A 14,955-nucleotide genomic window follows, 5' to 3' on the forward strand; every position below is an offset into this window, starting at 1 on the left:
GCCCCCGGGCGCCGGCCTCCCGGGGGGGGGGCGCCCCCCCCGCGGCCGCGTGGCCCCGCGCGCGGGGGGGCCTGCTTTTGCCGCCCCACCAACCCCCCCCCCCCCCCAGCGCGGGCAAAATGCGGTGGGCCCCTCGGGGTCGGTCGGCGGCTGCCGGATCCAGTGTTGTTCTCGATCAGGAGCATCGTCAGTTCCGCGCGCTGCTTGGCTGGCATGTTCAGCCGGATCGCGTCGAACACGGCCTTCGGGTCGTGCCATGGAACTGTGCCGTCATCCACTCCCTGCCTTGAGGCGGGATGACGCTCTCCGGCTCGGGCTGGTGAACCGACACCGCCTCCACCGGCTCCAGCGCGATCGGTGTCGCCGGCAAGGGCGTTGCCGGGCTTACGAGGACTGGTTCGATCGGCCGAGCCGGTGGTTCCGTAGTCACTGTCGGAAGGTTCTCGGAGGTCCGACTTTTGTCCGCGGACAAAAGTCTGCCCTTGTCGTCCGGCGTCGTGGCACCATGTGCCGCATGACGACGACCAGAAGGGTCCATGCCGCGTAGTCGGCCTGGACACCTCCGGGCTGCCTTCCCCCGGCAGCGCCGGACATACGCTGCAAGGCTGTGCATAGACGGTCTCTCCGGACACGCGGTGGCGGAGATCGCCCGCCTCGAATACTCCCGGAACTACCTGGAGCCAGGAGACGTAGTCCTGGCCATGGACCGATGGAAGCAGTACGTTCGCAGCCCCAAGTGCCAGCTGTGGGACGAGTGCGAGTGGGGCAATGTGCACTGGTACTGCTGCGGTAACCCTATGGAAGGCCGTGCTCTCCTGGACCGCGTGCTGACCGCCATGACGCCTCGGAGCGCCCGCGAACTCCGGGCAGTCCTCAGCAAGTACGACTGCCTCTGGAGCATCCCTTATCGCCATCTCGCGGATCGGGGCTGAGAAGCCAGCAGGGATCGAAACCGGTTTATGGCACCAGCGCCATCCAGGGTCCCCGCGGCCCCTACTGGAGGCTCCCGCGGTGCGGGTGTCCGGGTTTCGCGAAGACGTTGAGTTCGCCGCGGTTGCCCACGACGACCCCGATGGGTTCGGCGACCAGACGCGGGGCAGACCCTCTTACCGACGGGTGCCCAGCTCTTGCTGCCCCCGCCGGTCGTCGCCGGTGAGACTCTCGTACGGCTGTCTCGCCCGCGAGGACGCCCAAATCCGGCGTTCCTGGCGGATGTCCTCGATGCGCCGTCCGCGGCCGCGGTCCTGGGCCTTCCCGCAGACCGGCCACGGCTCGTGCGCCTGCCACAGCGTCGGCCCGCTCACCGAGCTCTGCAAATGTCCGGGGCGCCCGGCCTCGGGTGGAGCCGAGTGGTCATGCTGCGGTGCGCGGCCAGTTCCGGGAAGAGCGCCTCGATGTCGAGGCGGCGGTGTCGTCCTCGTCATGCCAGTGACCCTAGACAGCCGACTTCCGAAGCAGCGGGGCACCCCTCCCCCATGCTGTCCAAGGACACAGTGCCGCTCGACCGTTCTGCAGGACATGTCCGTCGAGCTCACCCGCCGTATCCCGGTCGCTGGGGCAGGTCGAGCCTGGCAGGGTATCCGTCATGAGCTACGAACGCGCGCACCCCGACCCGGTCCGCCACCACGACCACGGCACGTGGCTCGTCCAGTTCACCAGCCGGGTGCTCGTGGTCTGCCCGAGGTGCGGTGGCCGCGCAGTTGTCGTACCTCTGCCCGGCTTCCCGACACCGAAGTACTTCAGCGTCCTTCTCTTTCAGCCTCGCCGCCTTGCCTGCACCGGCTGCGGCGCTGTCGCCAACTGGACGGCCGATCAGCGGGGCGCGGGTCTGGTCGGGGCGGTGCCCGGCGGCAGCGAGGACCCCTTCTTCCAGAGGCCGCTCTGGCTTCAGACCCGCTGTGCGGGACGGATTTTGTGGGCCTATGACGAGGAGCACGTCGACGCCCTCGCCGCCTATGTGGGCGCCCGGCTGCGCGAGCGTCACGCCTCCCCGACGATGGCAATGTTCGCCCGGCTGCCGGTCTGGATGAAGTCCGCAGAGCGCCGCGACGAGGTGCTGGCCGGCCTGGCAACCCTGCGGGCCCTCGCCCGGCTCTCCACCCCTACCGACCGCTCCGACGCAGCCCACGAACGTGGCGACCGCCCGCGCCACCACGGTAGCGTGCTCTTCCGCGGCGGCCCGTACTAGAGCCTTCCCTCGGATCATCTTGCTTGCCGGGGCCGCTCAGAACCCCTTGGTGGCACGGCTCCGGGTCGAGGCCCACCTTTTGCACCACAGGTTCGCGGCCGCCTACGGTTACAAGTTCTACGACGTTTTCTTCCCTGAGGAGATCGTCCGACTGCCTCCGCCCCCGCGCGCCCCAGCTAGCCCTGACCTGCAGTGACTCAGGCCGGATGCAGCACAGCCGTGGCGATCTCACGCACGCGGTCCTGCGTGATCCCGGTGCGCTGTTCGACGGCGAGCGGGTGGTCGGTGGGCTCCAGTTCGATGAAGGGCCGCTTGCCGACCGGTCGCGTGTGGGCGTTGGTCTTCAGGTTGGTGGTGCTCTCGGAGTAGAGCGCGAGCTCGGTGCTGAGCCAGCCGAAGTACGGCTTCTCCGCCTCGCGGCCCTCCGTGTTCCACCCCTCAAGGGCGCGAGCGAAGTTGTCCCTGCTCAGAGAGACCCACGCTCCCCAGGAGAAGACGTCCTGGCTGCCGATCACAGGTATCTCGATCAGGCCCCTGATGAAGAAGTGCTGGCCTTTGATCACGCACTGGTCGGACGACAGCATGCTGTCCGGATCGCTCTCGAAGCTGGGACTCCAGACGTCAGGAGCCATGGTCGAGTAGCTCATCGGGAGCTCTGCGTGGTGGTCGCCGCAGCATGAGCACGTGAAACCGAGATTGTTAGACATGGCGGGAGCCTAGCGGCCACCCCCACATGGCCTTTCCCGAGCCACCTAGCAGTCGCTGGCGTGCTGCCGCCATCAGCCAAGCCCAGCTCGTCCGCCCGCTGGTGAAACTTCGATGAGACGAACAGGCCAGTCGTCAATCTTCAGTGAGAACGGTGCATCTTCGCTGAGACAGGTCATTCTCGTAGTGGAGGGGCTTCGGACGGTGACGAAGCTGGCCCGACTTTTGTCCGCGGACAAAAGTCGAGAGCCTTAGAACAGTCGGCCAGAGGGCTACAACGACCGATGAGAGCGTGGTGTCCCAGGTGATCAAGCAGGCCAGGTATCCAGCGCCCGGGCGAGCTGTCTCCCCTGAGGATTGTTCAGAGTGGTGGGGCTGAGCCGGTAGGCACGTGTGAGGGGGGCCCGGCGAACTGATCGAGGAGCACGGAGCATACGACGGCCAGCGCAAGTCCGTCCTCGACGGAGCGGTCACCGTGCGGGTGAGGGAGGGTATTGGACTCTTGCTCTGGATTCGGCGGAGATCTGTCGCGGCCGCGCATCTAAGGGGCCTCTCCTCCGCCGGGGCCCGTTCCTTCTCGTACTTGAGCAACAAAGGCAAGCCCATGGAATTCGTCCACTGGTACGAGAAGGGGGAGTTGCGGTCCGCCTTCGAGTGGCTGGCGCAGGGACCGTCGTAGGCCCGACGTGCTCAACGTCGATGACGAGGTTCCCGATGTCGATCGCAAGGTTCGCGCTAGCCGAGCGGCTCACGGGCGTTTGGGTGACCGAGGTACTGCTGAGGAAGCACTGAGCGACGGGTGCGGTGTGCTGAAAGGGTCCGCCGAGGAGTGGGAGAGCGTCGTCATCGGCATGACAGATCCGCAGGAGGAGCGGGCGTACGTCGAGTTTCGAGGGATCAGCTCTGGCGGGATGCCGAGGGCCCCACCGCGAGCGAACGCGATGGGGCCCTCGGCACGGATCAGTGTTGGCTAACGGTTGTTCTCGATCAGGAGCATCGTGAGTTCAGCCCGGTGCTTGGCGGACATGTTCGACCAGATCGCGTCGTACACGGCCTTCGGGTCCTGCCAGGGAACTGCGGCTGTGTCCGTGCCTCTGCCCTGGGGCGGGATGACACCCTCTGGCTCGCGCTCGTGAGCCGACTCTTCCGCTGAGGGTTCCGGCGCGTTCGGTGCGACCGGCACCGGAGCGGGGCTGATCCGGATTGGCTCGGCGACCGGGCCTGGCGATACAGCAGGGGCCGTCGCCGACTGGGTCTCGGGCTCCAGGCTTTTGTCCGCGGACAAAAGTCGGGCCTCCTCCGGGTCTTGTTCCGAGGCCTCCGGACTTTTGTCCGCGGACAAAAGTCGGGCTGGCTGCGGATCCTGCTCCGAAGCGTCTGGCACTCCCCCGGCCCGCGTCTCCTCGGCTGGCTGTCGTACCGGTACGAACTCCTGCGCGCCGCGCAGGATCTCCCGTTGCACCGCCTTGACCTGGGCCTCTTGCTCCTTGGTCTCCTTCAGGAAACCCAGCAGTTCGGCTGCTCCGGCTCCGGGTCGGTCCTTCGCCGTACGTGCCAGGAGTCGGCCGTCCCGCTCGGGCAGGTCCCCTGAGCTGAGCATGCTCTGGATCTCTTCCGGAAGTTCCAGCAGCACCAGCTGGTTGGTGACCCACGACGGCGAGTGGCCCAGCCGTTCCGCGGCGCGCGACTTGGCACCGTGCTCCCGGCCCTCCTCCGCACAGATTTCGACCAGCTGCTGTACGCCGCGGGCGCGCTCGATCACGTCGAAGTCCTCGCGCTCCAGGTTCTCGGCGAGGAGGTGATCGATGAAGTCCGTACGGGAGGCGGCGAGGTCGTCGCGTACGACGAAGTCCAGCGACTCCAGTCCCACGTGCAGGGCGCTGCGGAAGCGGCGCTCGCCGTTGATGAGGACGTAGGAGGCTTCCCCGATGCGGGAGTCGTGGTCGGGCCACAGGGCGAGGTACGCGCTGCGGCTGACCACGACACAGGCCGAGAGCTGTGCCTGGCGGAGCTCCTCGCCGAAGCGGGTCTTCTCCTCGTCGGTGCCGAAGTTCCGGCGGGGGTTGAGGGGGGTCGGCGAGACCTGGTCGAGGGGGACCCGGATGAGTTCGTACGCTGGCACGTCGCCCTGGGCGATGGCCTTGGCCCGGCCGCGTTCGCTCCGGCCGCCGGTACGGCGGGCGTTGCTGAAGGCGGCGCCGGTGCCGAGGAGGTCGCTCTTGCTCATGCCGTAATCCTCCGGGCGATCTCGCGCATGGCCTCGGACTGCTCGCAGTCCGGTGCGTAGTGCAGCAGCGGCAGTTTGACGCGCACGGCTTCGCGCTGTTCCTTCAGGTCGGCGATGACGGTGATGACGGGCGGGTCGCCGAATTCCTTCCAGCTGTTGAGTGAGGAGGTGACGACGTAGCCCTTGCGGCTGTCGTAGAGGTTGACGACGAAGCCGAGCTGGGCGATCTCGATGTCGAGGTCGTCGATGAGGTCCTCGAGCTGTTCGCTGAGCATGTCGTAGGCGTCGGCGGAGGTGTCTTCGGCCTGGACGGGGACGATGATGCCGGAGGTTTTGGCGGCTTCGCCTTCGCGGGTCCGTGCGTAGTAGAGCGCGGTGTCCATGGTGTAGCCGAGGCTGGGCGGGCAGTCGACGACGATGTAGTCGAACTCCTTCTCCAAGTCCTCCAGGGCCTTCTCCAGGGCGGTTTCCTTCGTCCGGACGTGGCGGGTGGTGGCCAGCCGGGCGTCGAGGAGGAACGCGTCCTTGCAGGACGGCAGAAGGAATAGGCGGCCGGCGAAGACTCCGTGCTCGATGGGTACGAGGAGGTCGCGGATACGGCCTTCGATCTCCCCCAGCATGTGCTTGGCGAGGCTGGGTTCCTTGATGCCGAGCATGTCGGCGCCCAGGTGCCGGGTGAGGTGGCCCTGGGGGTCGAAGTCGATGACGCAGACGCGGGCGCCGGTCTCGGCGAGGGCCTGGGAGAGCCCGTTGCTGATGGCGCTCTTGCCTACGCCGCCCTTCTGGTTGCAGACCACGATCCGGCGGGCACCCTCACTGGCGGGCCGTCGGCGGCCCATGGGGGAGGGGTGGGTGTCAAGCCACAGCCGGATCGACTGCGCGACGCCCTGGTTGTAGGGAACCTCCCGTACCCGGCAGTCCTCCTTGAAGTCCCCGTACAGGCCGGTGGGAAGGTAGGTGGAGAAGGAGGAGGCGCCGGAGGTGTCCACGGGAGTGGACGCGGACGCGTCGGCACGCCAGGCGTGGATGCCCTCGGTGACGGCGTCCTGGATGTCCACGCCCAACTGGGCTGCGCGGACCTTGAGTTCCTGCCGCAGGGACGCGGGCAGCTTGGCGACTACCTTTTCCCTGACTTCCGGATCGTATGGAGCGGTCATGCGGGTACCTTACTAACCTTCAGGCCGGAAGGCGAAGAGGCACACCGAAACATGTTGCACGTGTATGGCAGGCATTGCCCCGAAACACCGCTCGCCAACCGACTGACCCGTCTCCGTGATGGTGAGCCAATCTCAGGTTCTGACCCAACCTGCGTGACAGCTCGATGCTCAGTTCAAAGGAACGCTGAACCATGCGAACTAGCAGGTCTGTGCGTTGGTCCGAGGCGGGCACGAGCGCGCACGACGCACCTCCACCGAAGGTGAGCCAGAACCCAATCCCAGTCGTACTGAGCCATCTGGCCAGCGTCCACACTCAGCCACCCTGAACTCCGGGTAGGAAGCCGGGGGAGCGCCGCTACGGCAGTAAGAGCGAGCGTCGCCATCGCGATGAACCCGGCGGGACCCGGGCCGCGCCTCCTGAGGCTGCGCCGCGCCGCATGTCGTCATGAGGGTCGTTGGGGTGCAGATCTAGCTTGTGTCCGGCGCCCTTTACGGCCAGGCATTCAAGGTCCGGTCGATGACGACTCGTGGCCTCCCATGCCTGCCTCGTACACAACACGACTTCGGGTGTCCGTCGGCCGTCCAGGCTGCTAAGACCCGCTTGCCTTCGCCTGTAAAGCCTCGAAAGGCGGCTTGTTGCCGCTCCGCAAGGACCGAGTATGCAACTTGCACGAGCCTCAGAGCCCGGCAGTTGCCGCGGCCTTGGACGAGGGCTACCGCTTGTCGGCCTCGGCGATCCGTTGTGCGATCGGGCCTGCCGGTGAGGTGGGGGAGGTGAGGCAGACGGCAATGGCCAGGGGACGGCCGGCCGGGCTCCGGGTCAATGACAGGGCCCAGGAGACTGAAGCCGAGGGAACCCATGCGCTGACCGAAGCGCCGAGTGCTGACTGCAGCTGATCCGCCGTGCGCTGGGAGACGGCGCGCTGGGCGGGCACGGACGTCTTCGGGCTGGTGACCATTTGGGGGTGGACCCGATTCCCGCCATTGGCGAGCACGGCCATCACCATGGCCATCTGCACCGGACTGGCTTTGACCTCAAAGAGACCGTTGGCCATGAGGGCGAGCTGAGCGTGGTTCTCGGGCTTGCGCGGCCATGTGCTTTCGAAGGTACGCACCGGCGTATCCATCTTGTCCTGGTTGAATCCGAATGCCAACGCTATTGATGCCAACGCGTCGGCGCCAAGGTCGGACGCGATGCGGGCGAAAACGTTCGCGCACGAGTGCCGTAGGGCCATCCGCAGGCTGGCGTCGGTGCAGTGGGCCGGATCGCCGGAGAACTCAGTCGTGCTGTCCGGGGCGGCGTACACGGCTGGGCTGTGGGTCGGCGTGTCCACGGATGCGAGAAGGCCCTTCTCCAGGGCGGCGGCTGCGACGAGGACATGGATGGCCGCCCCCGGGTTATCGACGTTCCGCAGCGCCCGGTTCCTCAGGGGGCCGTCGAGACCTTGGTCCTTCAGCTGGTTCCATGCTCTTTCGTCAGCCTTCGAGTTCCCGCTGAACGAGCCCGGGTCGAACGACGGGGCACTTACCAGGCCGAGGATGTTGCCGGTCTCCGCGTCGAGGGCGACTGCGGCACCCTGTCGGCCACGCAGTCCATCGAAGGCGGCGCGCTGTATCGCAGGGTCGATGGTCGTCGTCACATCCTTCCCCGCTTCGATGTCTTCCCGCAGGACAGCATCAAGCCCTCCGGCGGCGCCGAATGCCATCGACTTGTAGCCCGTGACAGATGAGTACAGCTCCCCGTCGGTGTAGGTGCGCTTGAACGGGGCCTTGGGGATTCCCGAAGTCTGCGAACCCGTGATGGGACGTCCTGCCACGAGGATGTCTCCGGGACTTCCATCCGGCTTGGGGGCGGGCGGCTTCGTATCCTGCGTTGCCCTGGCGTTCTCTGAGGCGCCCGTCCGCACCTCAGCTGTGTCGCGCGCTTCCGCGGTGCATCCCGATACACAGGCGGCGAAAAGCGAGACGAGCGTGGTGATTACGACGGCCGGGCGACGAAGAGGCTGGGGCATTTGATCATCTTAAGCTCGCCGTTACCCTCGTTGCGGAGTCGGCTGTGTGGGTGTTCTGGCTGCCCCACATCTCCTCGATCAGCCTGCCGCCGACCGCGAGCCAGTACGAGACGCACAGGTATCAGATTGGCTGCGACGTGGAGCCGACCCCCTTTCTTGGCCAGAGTGACCAGTTGGTCATGGCCTTGATGCGCCACCACCTGCAGTGAGACAGGACACCGGCACTCGAGGAGGGCTGCTCGGGCGACGGTCGCTGCTGCAGCCGTGGCTCTTGGCTCCTCTCGTCGTTTACTGCGGCTGCCTCCCGGAAGGAGACGGTCGACTCGCATCGGATCTGGTGACCGCACGCGCCTCTGCGCCCATGTCCCCGGATTGAGGCCTTGAGGTGGTCCTCCAGAACCTTGGAGCCGGTCGGCAGCGACTTGAAAGCGCTGTGTGTCTTGCTGACGGCCTTGTGTGTGAGGGAAGGTCACATCACACCAGGAGGGTTGAGATCGGTCCTCTGGAGGGCCATTCTGTAGGTCGCTTTTCGGCTGTTGTGTCAGAAAATTCCGGATCACATCACTGAGACAGCCAGCCTGCTCCTGTACCGCTGGCAGGAGGGCCCGGCCACCAGGGGGACAGGGGAGACTCGTTCAGGGTTCTTGTCCACGTTCGACTGCGAGCCATAAATCCCAGGGGCCAGCCCCTGGACCCCGCCAGCGCCTAGGCCGCGCTGGACCGGCCTTGGCATGGGGGGCTACTCGCCCCCCAGACCCCCTCGCCAGGCGCTCGGGCGCCCTGGACCCGCTCCCCCTCACGCCCTGCCCCACCTCCCTGACGGTCGGCGGTGCACCCCTCGGGCGCTGGGCGCCCTCACTGGGCATGAGGGCCAAGCGCAATCGTGGCTGAGCACTTCAGGTGCTGAGGAGGGGAGGGCTGAGTGTGTCGTTTGGCGAACACTTGTGGGGTCCCAGGCTCCGTTGGCTGATGTGGGTGAGGGGGGTATGTGAGTGATAGTCAGGGTGATGGAGGGTCATGTGCCGGTGTGTGGGGCACAGCTCACAGAGGATCACTGGTTTGCTGAGGCCCGCGGCAGAGTTGCTCTTGTAATAAGAGAGCGCCGCGTTTTTAGGCCTCTGACCTGCTGGTTTGTCGCAGAGCATGTGTCCCCCAGGACACATTTCAAGTCCCCAAATGTGTACCCAGCGAGCACATTTCGCGAAAAACTCAAGCACCAGTTGATTTTTCGCAGAGGTCGAACGGCTTCGGAACGTCGCAGGTCAGCGGGTCGACTGCATCGGTGCACAGCCCTTCGCGCACTCCATGCCATCTACACCGATGTGCCCTCATCGTGACACGCTAAATCAAGGAGCCGTGTACTTTCGGCGCTTGAGGGCCAAATAACTTCACGCCTCGTGTACTTTTGGAGCTGCAGGCGAGCGGCTCCCCGCTCGGCGATGTCTTGCGGCGCGCCGCTGCGCCAAAAGACAAGCACACGTTGATTTTTTGGATAGTCTCGGACCGCCTGAGTAACAAGGAGGTCCTGTGACATCTGATCCGCCCGCCCGTCGTCGACAGCGCGGGCCCCGGCCTGTACCCATCCCTGCCGCCGCAGGCAACGAGGCCGAGTACGGGGACATCCTGGCTGTCCTCGGCCAGCAGCTCGGGGAGAAGGTGGCGCACGCCGCCGACCCCAGCGGCCGTCGCCGGCTCAAGGGAGTCCACTTCGAGTACGCGGCTGACCCGAAGGCCGTGCACGACATGGCTGGGGGAGCCGGCTACAGCCTGGCCAGCAACTGGTTCACGCAGCTGCTGGCCCAGTTGGCCGTCGCGAACAGCATCACCAAGTCCCAGCTCTGCGTCTTTCTCTTCGTGGCAGGGGGACAGGTGCCGGGCACCGGCATCACCCAGTACACGCAGCAGGAGATCACGGACGGGCTGAACAAGATTGCCGCGCAGAAGGGCGGCAAGATGATCACGCGTTCCACGGTAAACCGTGCCGTGCAGGCGCTCTGCGGCTACAACTGGGTGGAGAAGGCCGGCAACGGCCGGATCCAGATCAACGTGCGCCTGTGGTTCCAGGGCAACAGCACAGCCCAGCACGACGTCCTCGCCGAGATCGCCGAAAGGCACGAGTACGACCCTGCGGCGTTCCCGTACGCGGTGGGACCGGAGGGGGCCCATCAGGAGGAGCTGGACCTCGACTTTGGGATCGAGGAAGCCCCGCAGAGAAGGAAGCGAACAGGGTGATAGTGCTGCCAGGCCCGAGCACGGGCGCTCGCTCACGAGGAAGGTTGTCCCATGGCTAACGTCATGTCTCCGATCGTCGCGGAGCGCATCTGGGCCCTGCCGCTGTCGGGGTCCGCCGTCAAGTTCCTCCAGTACCTGGTCTCCCGCAGCGACTTCGGGGGGACGCTGCCAGTCCGGCAGAAGGACATGGCCGCCGAGTACGGGGTCACGCCCCAGGCCGTCAGCGGGCTCATGGCGCCGCTGTGCGACCTGAACATCGTCCTGCGGCCGCGCAGCGAGGAGCGCACCGGAAATTCGTACCGTCTTCACCCGCTCGCGGCGAAGTACGAGACGCCGGAGTCCATGGAGGCGGCGTTCCGCGCCGCCCTTGCCCGCATCCAGTCGGGGGACCTGCCGAACCTGAAGCTCCCGACCTACCACCAGGCCCCGCCGACCCCGACGGGCCGGCCGAAGCTCCAGGTCGCCTGACCTGGGCCGGAGACCGGACAAAGACAGAAGGCCCCCACCGAGGTGGGGGCCTTCTGCGCCTGAGTAACAGTTGGTGCCCCGAGTATATCTGCCGAGCCCTGGCTCGGGGCGGCTGGATTGCGCCGAGGGTGGGGTCCGTGTCCTGCTCGAACCGTGCAGGGTCAGTGTTGGCGGCGCCTTCCGATCCCCGCGCATGCGGGGATGAACCCGGCTACTACGTCGCACGCATCGACCCGGACACCCGCTCCCGCGGAAATGACCCTGGGGCCAACCGCTTCTGTGCCGCACTCGCCTGATGCTTCCTGCACCAGCAGGAATGATGTCCACGGACACGGCCGCGTCCTTCTGGGTGGACATCTGATGTCCCAGTGCGGAGCGGTGATGGCTCCGCACTGGACCCCTTTGTAGTGGACCTGGGTACTTCCCCGCTGGTCAGGGGGTGTTCGAAAGCGCCCCGGTCTTCGCGGCCTCGACGAAGGCCGCGAACACCGAGACAGGAACGGTGAGGCCGCGGCGGGCGGTGTCCTTGGAGTCGCGCACCGCCACCCAGTCATCGGCGTGCGCGACTTCTACGCAGGCGCCCTGGTCGCTGCTGGCTGAGGCCTTGCGCCAGGTGAGCCGGGCGGGGTCGAGGACGGGGCGGTTCATGTGTTCTCCTCTGCGGCGGGTAGCAGCCCGTCCAAGAGCGCCGCTGTCTCTTCGGGGTCGAGCGCGCCCGCCCGCAGGCGGTCCATCGTGTAGACGAGCGAGCGGATTTGCCGGTCCTTCTCCAGGAAGGTGTTTCCGGAGGGGCTGTCGACATAGCCGATCCGGGGGTCTGAGGGGCCGAACTCCAGCAGGCTGAAGGCGCCGCGGAGGCCGGGGTGCACGTCCTTGCGCGCGGGATACACCTGCAGGGTGATGTTGGGCTGACGGGCGGCTGCGGCGAGCGCGCGGATCTGGTCGCGCATGACCTCGGGGCCGCCGACCTGGCGGCTGAGCACGGATTCGTCGATGACGGCCCACAGTTCCAGCGGGTTGGGGCCGGTGAGCCGGCGCTGCCGCTGCATGCGTACGTCCACGAGCCGGTCCACGCTCTCGGGCGGCAAGGCAGCGTGCACGGCTCGCGCGTACGCGCGGGTCTGCAGGAGTCCGGGGATGTAGCCGAGCTCCCACACCTGCAGGGCCCGGGCGTCGTATTCGAGTCCCACGTACACGCCGTGGCCGGAGGCGAGGACCTCCTCGTACTCGGCCTGCTCCCACCAGCCCTTCTCGCTGGCGGACCGGCGGATGTCCATGATCTTGGCGCGCTCTGCCTCGTCGGCGACGCCGTAGAGGTCGAGCAGGCGCGTGACTTCCAGCGCCTTGGGTGCGATGCCCTGCCCGGTCTCCATGCGGCTGATCTTCGAGGTCGAGCACTCCAGGTGGGCGGCGGCCGCGGCCTGGTCGAGCTTGGCGCGTTCCCGGAGTCGGCGCAGCTCGCCGCCCAGCCGACGCTTTCGTACTGTCGGGCCGCCGGGCTCGCTCATCCGCTGTCCTCCCCGCCTACGACGTCGTGGGTTTGCTGGCTGCAAGTTTGCCCTATCGCCGACACCGGTTGTAGCCATGCCCCTTCGCCCCTTCCGTAGCCCCTCAGTACGGGTGAAATTCCGTGAGGGGCTTGCTCCATGGGATTGCATGGAGGATTCTAAGCGGGATTGCACTACGGGATGTAATGGCCCGGTGGCACACCGTTGATCACCTGGCTCCGAATTCGCGGAGGCGCCGCATGCAGCCCCATATCCAGGCCGACATCCGCGCGGCTGTTCTGGACCCGCTGTTGATATCGCCTGATCAGACGGCCCGCTTGCGCGGGCAGCGGTGCGCCCGGTGCGGGGCGGCGGGGAACCTGCGCCCCGGCGGCTACGCCTACACCGCATCCGAAGGCCGGGGCCGTCTCGGCTGGGCCGTGAAGGTGTGCCGCACGTGCCCGAACTGGGGTGCGCGATGAGGGAGATCGAACCGGCGAATGCCGGGGCCCACTGGATCGCCCAGGCCCACGAGCAGCCTGCCCAGGTGTGGGAGGAGTGGGCCAGCAACCTGGCCGTCGCCCTGCTGCCCGCCGGCCGCACGTGGGACGCGGTGGCCATGTCCTCCAGCCGGATGCAGGCCGTCGCAGAAGTCCTCGGCCAAGGCATGGCCAGGGTCCCCCTCTTGACCGACCTCACCGTCGACCGCACCTACGTCCTCGTCCCGGCAGGCACGGCCGAGACCTGGACTGAGCCCGACACGACCCCCATCGGCGCGGGCTTCTGGCTGGTCGCCTCCAAGCCGGGCGGGCGCCAGGTCCCCGCCGGTACCTGGGTGCAGGAACCCGGCCTGATGACGCAACTCGCCGACCCGGACGCCCTGCGGGCGGCCCTGAACCGGACGACGGAGAACTCATGAGGCACCACACCACCGCCCCCACCGCGCTGCTGGGCGGCCACCGGCTCTTCTACGTCCCCCCGCAGGGCCTCTCCCTGGCCGACCGGGCCGCTGCCCGCCGCCAGGACTCCGGGCAGCGCGCCTCGTGGCCCTTCCCCGCTTACGACGACAAGACCCCCGAGCGGGCCAGGTTCAACGCCGGGATCGCCTACGGACTGTGGGGCGTCGAGCCGCCGTACGCCCAGGCCCTCGCCACCCTGACCGGGCACCTGACCAGCCACGCCATGAACGTCCTGGTCACGCACCGGTACATCGTGACCGCCGTGCTTCGCCGCGGGTTAGCCACCGTCAGCGTGCTGGCCCTCCAGGGCCATCCGCGCACGATCACCGATCCGGGCGCGCATCCCGACGTCCGGCGCATCGCGGATGCCTGGGGGTGTATCTCCCTCGCCGCCGGCCCCTGCCTCTACGCCGCCGGCCAGATCCCTGAGGACGCGCCGGAGCACCGCTGACGAGCCCGTGCTCTGCGGGTGGGAGGCCGGTCCGACCGGCGGCCCGCCCGGGGCGCACGGCCCCGCGCGACACCGCAGGATCCGACCGGCATGGATCGATACCCAGAGCAGCGAGGGCGGCCATCCGGCAACGGCCTCGACCAGCCCGCGACACACCGCCACCTCCGGAGGTCGTTGTGACCCAAGACGCCCAAAGCACCAGTCCCCGCTACACGAACGCTGGCGGCATCTTCGCTTCGTGCGGCGCGCCGTACGTGGCCTACCGCCGCCCGCACCCCCCGGCCGTCATCGACTACCTCGCGAACCAGTGGGGATGGGCGACAATCCGGCCGCGCATCCTCGACCTCGGATGCGGGCCGGGCACCCTGGCCCTCGACCTGGCCGAGCGAGGAGCCTCGGTCACCGCGGTCGACGCGTCCGAGGAGATGCTCGCGGCCGGCCGCGACTGGGCCCAGGCACGCGGCATCAGGACGGTCACCTGGAAGCACACCGACGCCACCGAGGCGGCGGCCCTGGCGAAGCACACAGGGCTGTTCCACGGGGCGGTGATTGCCGACGCGTTCCACTGGATGGACCGGCCCCAGGTCCTGGCCGCCCTCGATGAGGCCGTCCGGCCGAGCGGGTTCGTTGCCATCGTCGGCTACCGGGCACCGGGCACCCAGCGCGAATGGTGGCACCCGCTGCTTGAGCAGCTGCGCCTGCGCTGGTTGGGCTCGGCCAACCTCGCGGGCCCGGCCACGGCGTACGTCGAGCCCGCCGGCGACCACGAAGAGGTCCTGCGCCGGTCCGCGTTCAGCCAGGTGTCCGTCCTGCGTACGGACTACCGGCGGACCTACACCCTCGATGAGCTGGTCGGCCTCCAGCGCACCTACGCCTACTCCTCGGCGGCGACGCTCGGAGACCGGCAGACCGCCTTCGAAGAGGACCTGCGCCACACCCTGACAGCCGCCCGGCCGGACGGCCGCTTCGAGGCCACTCTCCAGGCCGCGGTGATCGTCGGCCGCCGCCCGGGCGACACCACCTGAGAACGCACCCCTACGACCAACCCCCGCCGGTTCGCCTGCCGCAA

Annotated in this window: 13 protein-coding genes; 7 read left to right on the top strand and 6 right to left on the bottom strand. The window is 67.6% G+C overall.

Features of this window, described 5'->3' with window-relative positions; translation table 11 throughout:
* Positions 1-1,585 precede the first annotated feature (1,585 nt).
* Complete coding sequence (locus tag ACFYOB_RS37165) at positions 1,586-2,188, top strand: hypothetical protein (protein WP_388568284.1); 603 nt, start codon at positions 1,586-1,588, stop codon at positions 2,186-2,188.
* Positions 2,189-2,385: 197 nt separating this feature from the next.
* On the opposite strand, the gene ACFYOB_RS37170 is transcribed toward ACFYOB_RS37165, so the two are convergent.
* Entirely contained in the window at positions 2,386-2,835 is a 450-nt protein-coding gene (locus tag ACFYOB_RS37170; protein WP_388568379.1) for a DUF2199 domain-containing protein, read from the bottom strand.
* 473 nt (positions 2,836-3,308) lie between these two features.
* Between ACFYOB_RS37170 and ACFYOB_RS37175 the strand changes: the two genes are divergently transcribed.
* Complete coding sequence (locus ACFYOB_RS37175) at positions 3,309-3,572, top strand: DUF6461 domain-containing protein (RefSeq protein ID WP_388568382.1); 264 nt, start codon at positions 3,309-3,311, stop codon at positions 3,570-3,572.
* Positions 3,573-3,863: 291 nt separating this feature from the next.
* On the opposite strand, the gene ACFYOB_RS37180 is transcribed toward ACFYOB_RS37175, so the two are convergent.
* The 3 genes from ACFYOB_RS37180 to ACFYOB_RS37190 all read right to left on the bottom strand — a co-directional run bounded on the left by ACFYOB_RS37180 (position 3,864) and on the right by ACFYOB_RS37190 (position 8,094).
* Positions 3,864-5,120, bottom strand: a complete 1,257-nt coding sequence (locus tag ACFYOB_RS37180; RefSeq protein WP_388568287.1) for a ParB/RepB/Spo0J family partition protein — start codon at positions 5,118-5,120, stop codon at positions 3,864-3,866.
* Complete coding sequence (locus tag ACFYOB_RS37185; protein ID WP_388568290.1) at positions 5,117-6,277, bottom strand: ParA family protein; 1,161 nt, start codon at positions 6,275-6,277, stop codon at positions 5,117-5,119. Before ACFYOB_RS37185 ends, ACFYOB_RS37180 begins: the two co-directional genes overlap by 4 nt.
* Positions 6,278-6,990: 713 nt before the next feature.
* Positions 6,991-8,094 (bottom strand): penicillin-binding transpeptidase domain-containing protein, encoded by a 1,104-nt coding sequence (locus ACFYOB_RS37190; protein WP_388568293.1) that lies wholly within the window; start codon positions 8,092-8,094, stop codon positions 6,991-6,993.
* A gap of 1,722 nt (positions 8,095-9,816) precedes the next feature.
* Here ACFYOB_RS37190 and ACFYOB_RS37195 point away from each other — a divergent pair.
* Together ACFYOB_RS37195 and ACFYOB_RS37200 are read left to right on the top strand one after the other, a co-directional pair.
* Positions 9,817-10,521, top strand: a complete 705-nt coding sequence (locus ACFYOB_RS37195) for a hypothetical protein (RefSeq protein WP_388568295.1) — start codon at positions 9,817-9,819, stop codon at positions 10,519-10,521.
* Positions 10,522-10,572: 51 nt separating this feature from the next.
* A complete protein-coding gene (locus ACFYOB_RS37200; protein ID WP_388568297.1) occupies positions 10,573-10,989 on the top strand; it encodes a hypothetical protein in 417 nt (138 codons plus the stop codon).
* 432 nt (positions 10,990-11,421) lie between these two features.
* Here ACFYOB_RS37200 and ACFYOB_RS37205 read toward each other — a convergent pair whose 3' ends face one another.
* Both ACFYOB_RS37205 and ACFYOB_RS37210 read right to left on the bottom strand, forming a co-directional pair.
* On the bottom strand, positions 11,422-11,637 hold the full coding sequence (locus ACFYOB_RS37205; RefSeq protein WP_388568300.1) for a DUF397 domain-containing protein: 216 nt from the start codon (positions 11,635-11,637) through the stop codon (positions 11,422-11,424).
* The gene (locus ACFYOB_RS37210) at positions 11,634-12,497 is read right to left on the bottom strand and encodes a helix-turn-helix domain-containing protein (protein ID WP_388568303.1); all 864 of its coding nucleotides are present in this window, start codon (positions 12,495-12,497) and stop codon (positions 11,634-11,636) included. Before ACFYOB_RS37210 ends, ACFYOB_RS37205 begins: the two co-directional genes overlap by 4 nt.
* Positions 12,498-12,933: 436 nt before the next feature.
* On the opposite strand from ACFYOB_RS37210, the gene ACFYOB_RS37215 reads away from it, so the two are divergent.
* The 3 genes from ACFYOB_RS37215 (at position 12,934) to ACFYOB_RS37225 (ending at position 14,911) form a co-directional block, all read left to right on the top strand.
* A complete protein-coding gene (locus ACFYOB_RS37215) occupies positions 12,934-13,395 on the top strand; it encodes a hypothetical protein (RefSeq protein WP_388568305.1) in 462 nt (153 codons plus the stop codon).
* Positions 13,392-13,886, top strand: coding sequence for a hypothetical protein (locus ACFYOB_RS37220; RefSeq protein ID WP_388568307.1), 495 nt, complete (start codon positions 13,392-13,394; stop codon positions 13,884-13,886). The genes ACFYOB_RS37215 and ACFYOB_RS37220 overlap by 4 nt, the downstream gene beginning before the upstream one ends.
* A 176-nt stretch (positions 13,887-14,062) precedes the next feature.
* The gene (locus tag ACFYOB_RS37225; protein ID WP_388568309.1) at positions 14,063-14,911 is read left to right on the top strand and encodes a class I SAM-dependent methyltransferase; all 849 of its coding nucleotides are present in this window, start codon (positions 14,063-14,065) and stop codon (positions 14,909-14,911) included.
* Positions 14,912-14,955 lie beyond the last annotated feature (44 nt).

The sequence above is a fragment of the Streptomyces sp. NPDC006463 genome, from assembly GCF_042870715.1.
Taxonomy (GTDB): domain Bacteria; phylum Actinomycetota; class Actinomycetes; order Streptomycetales; family Streptomycetaceae; genus Streptomyces.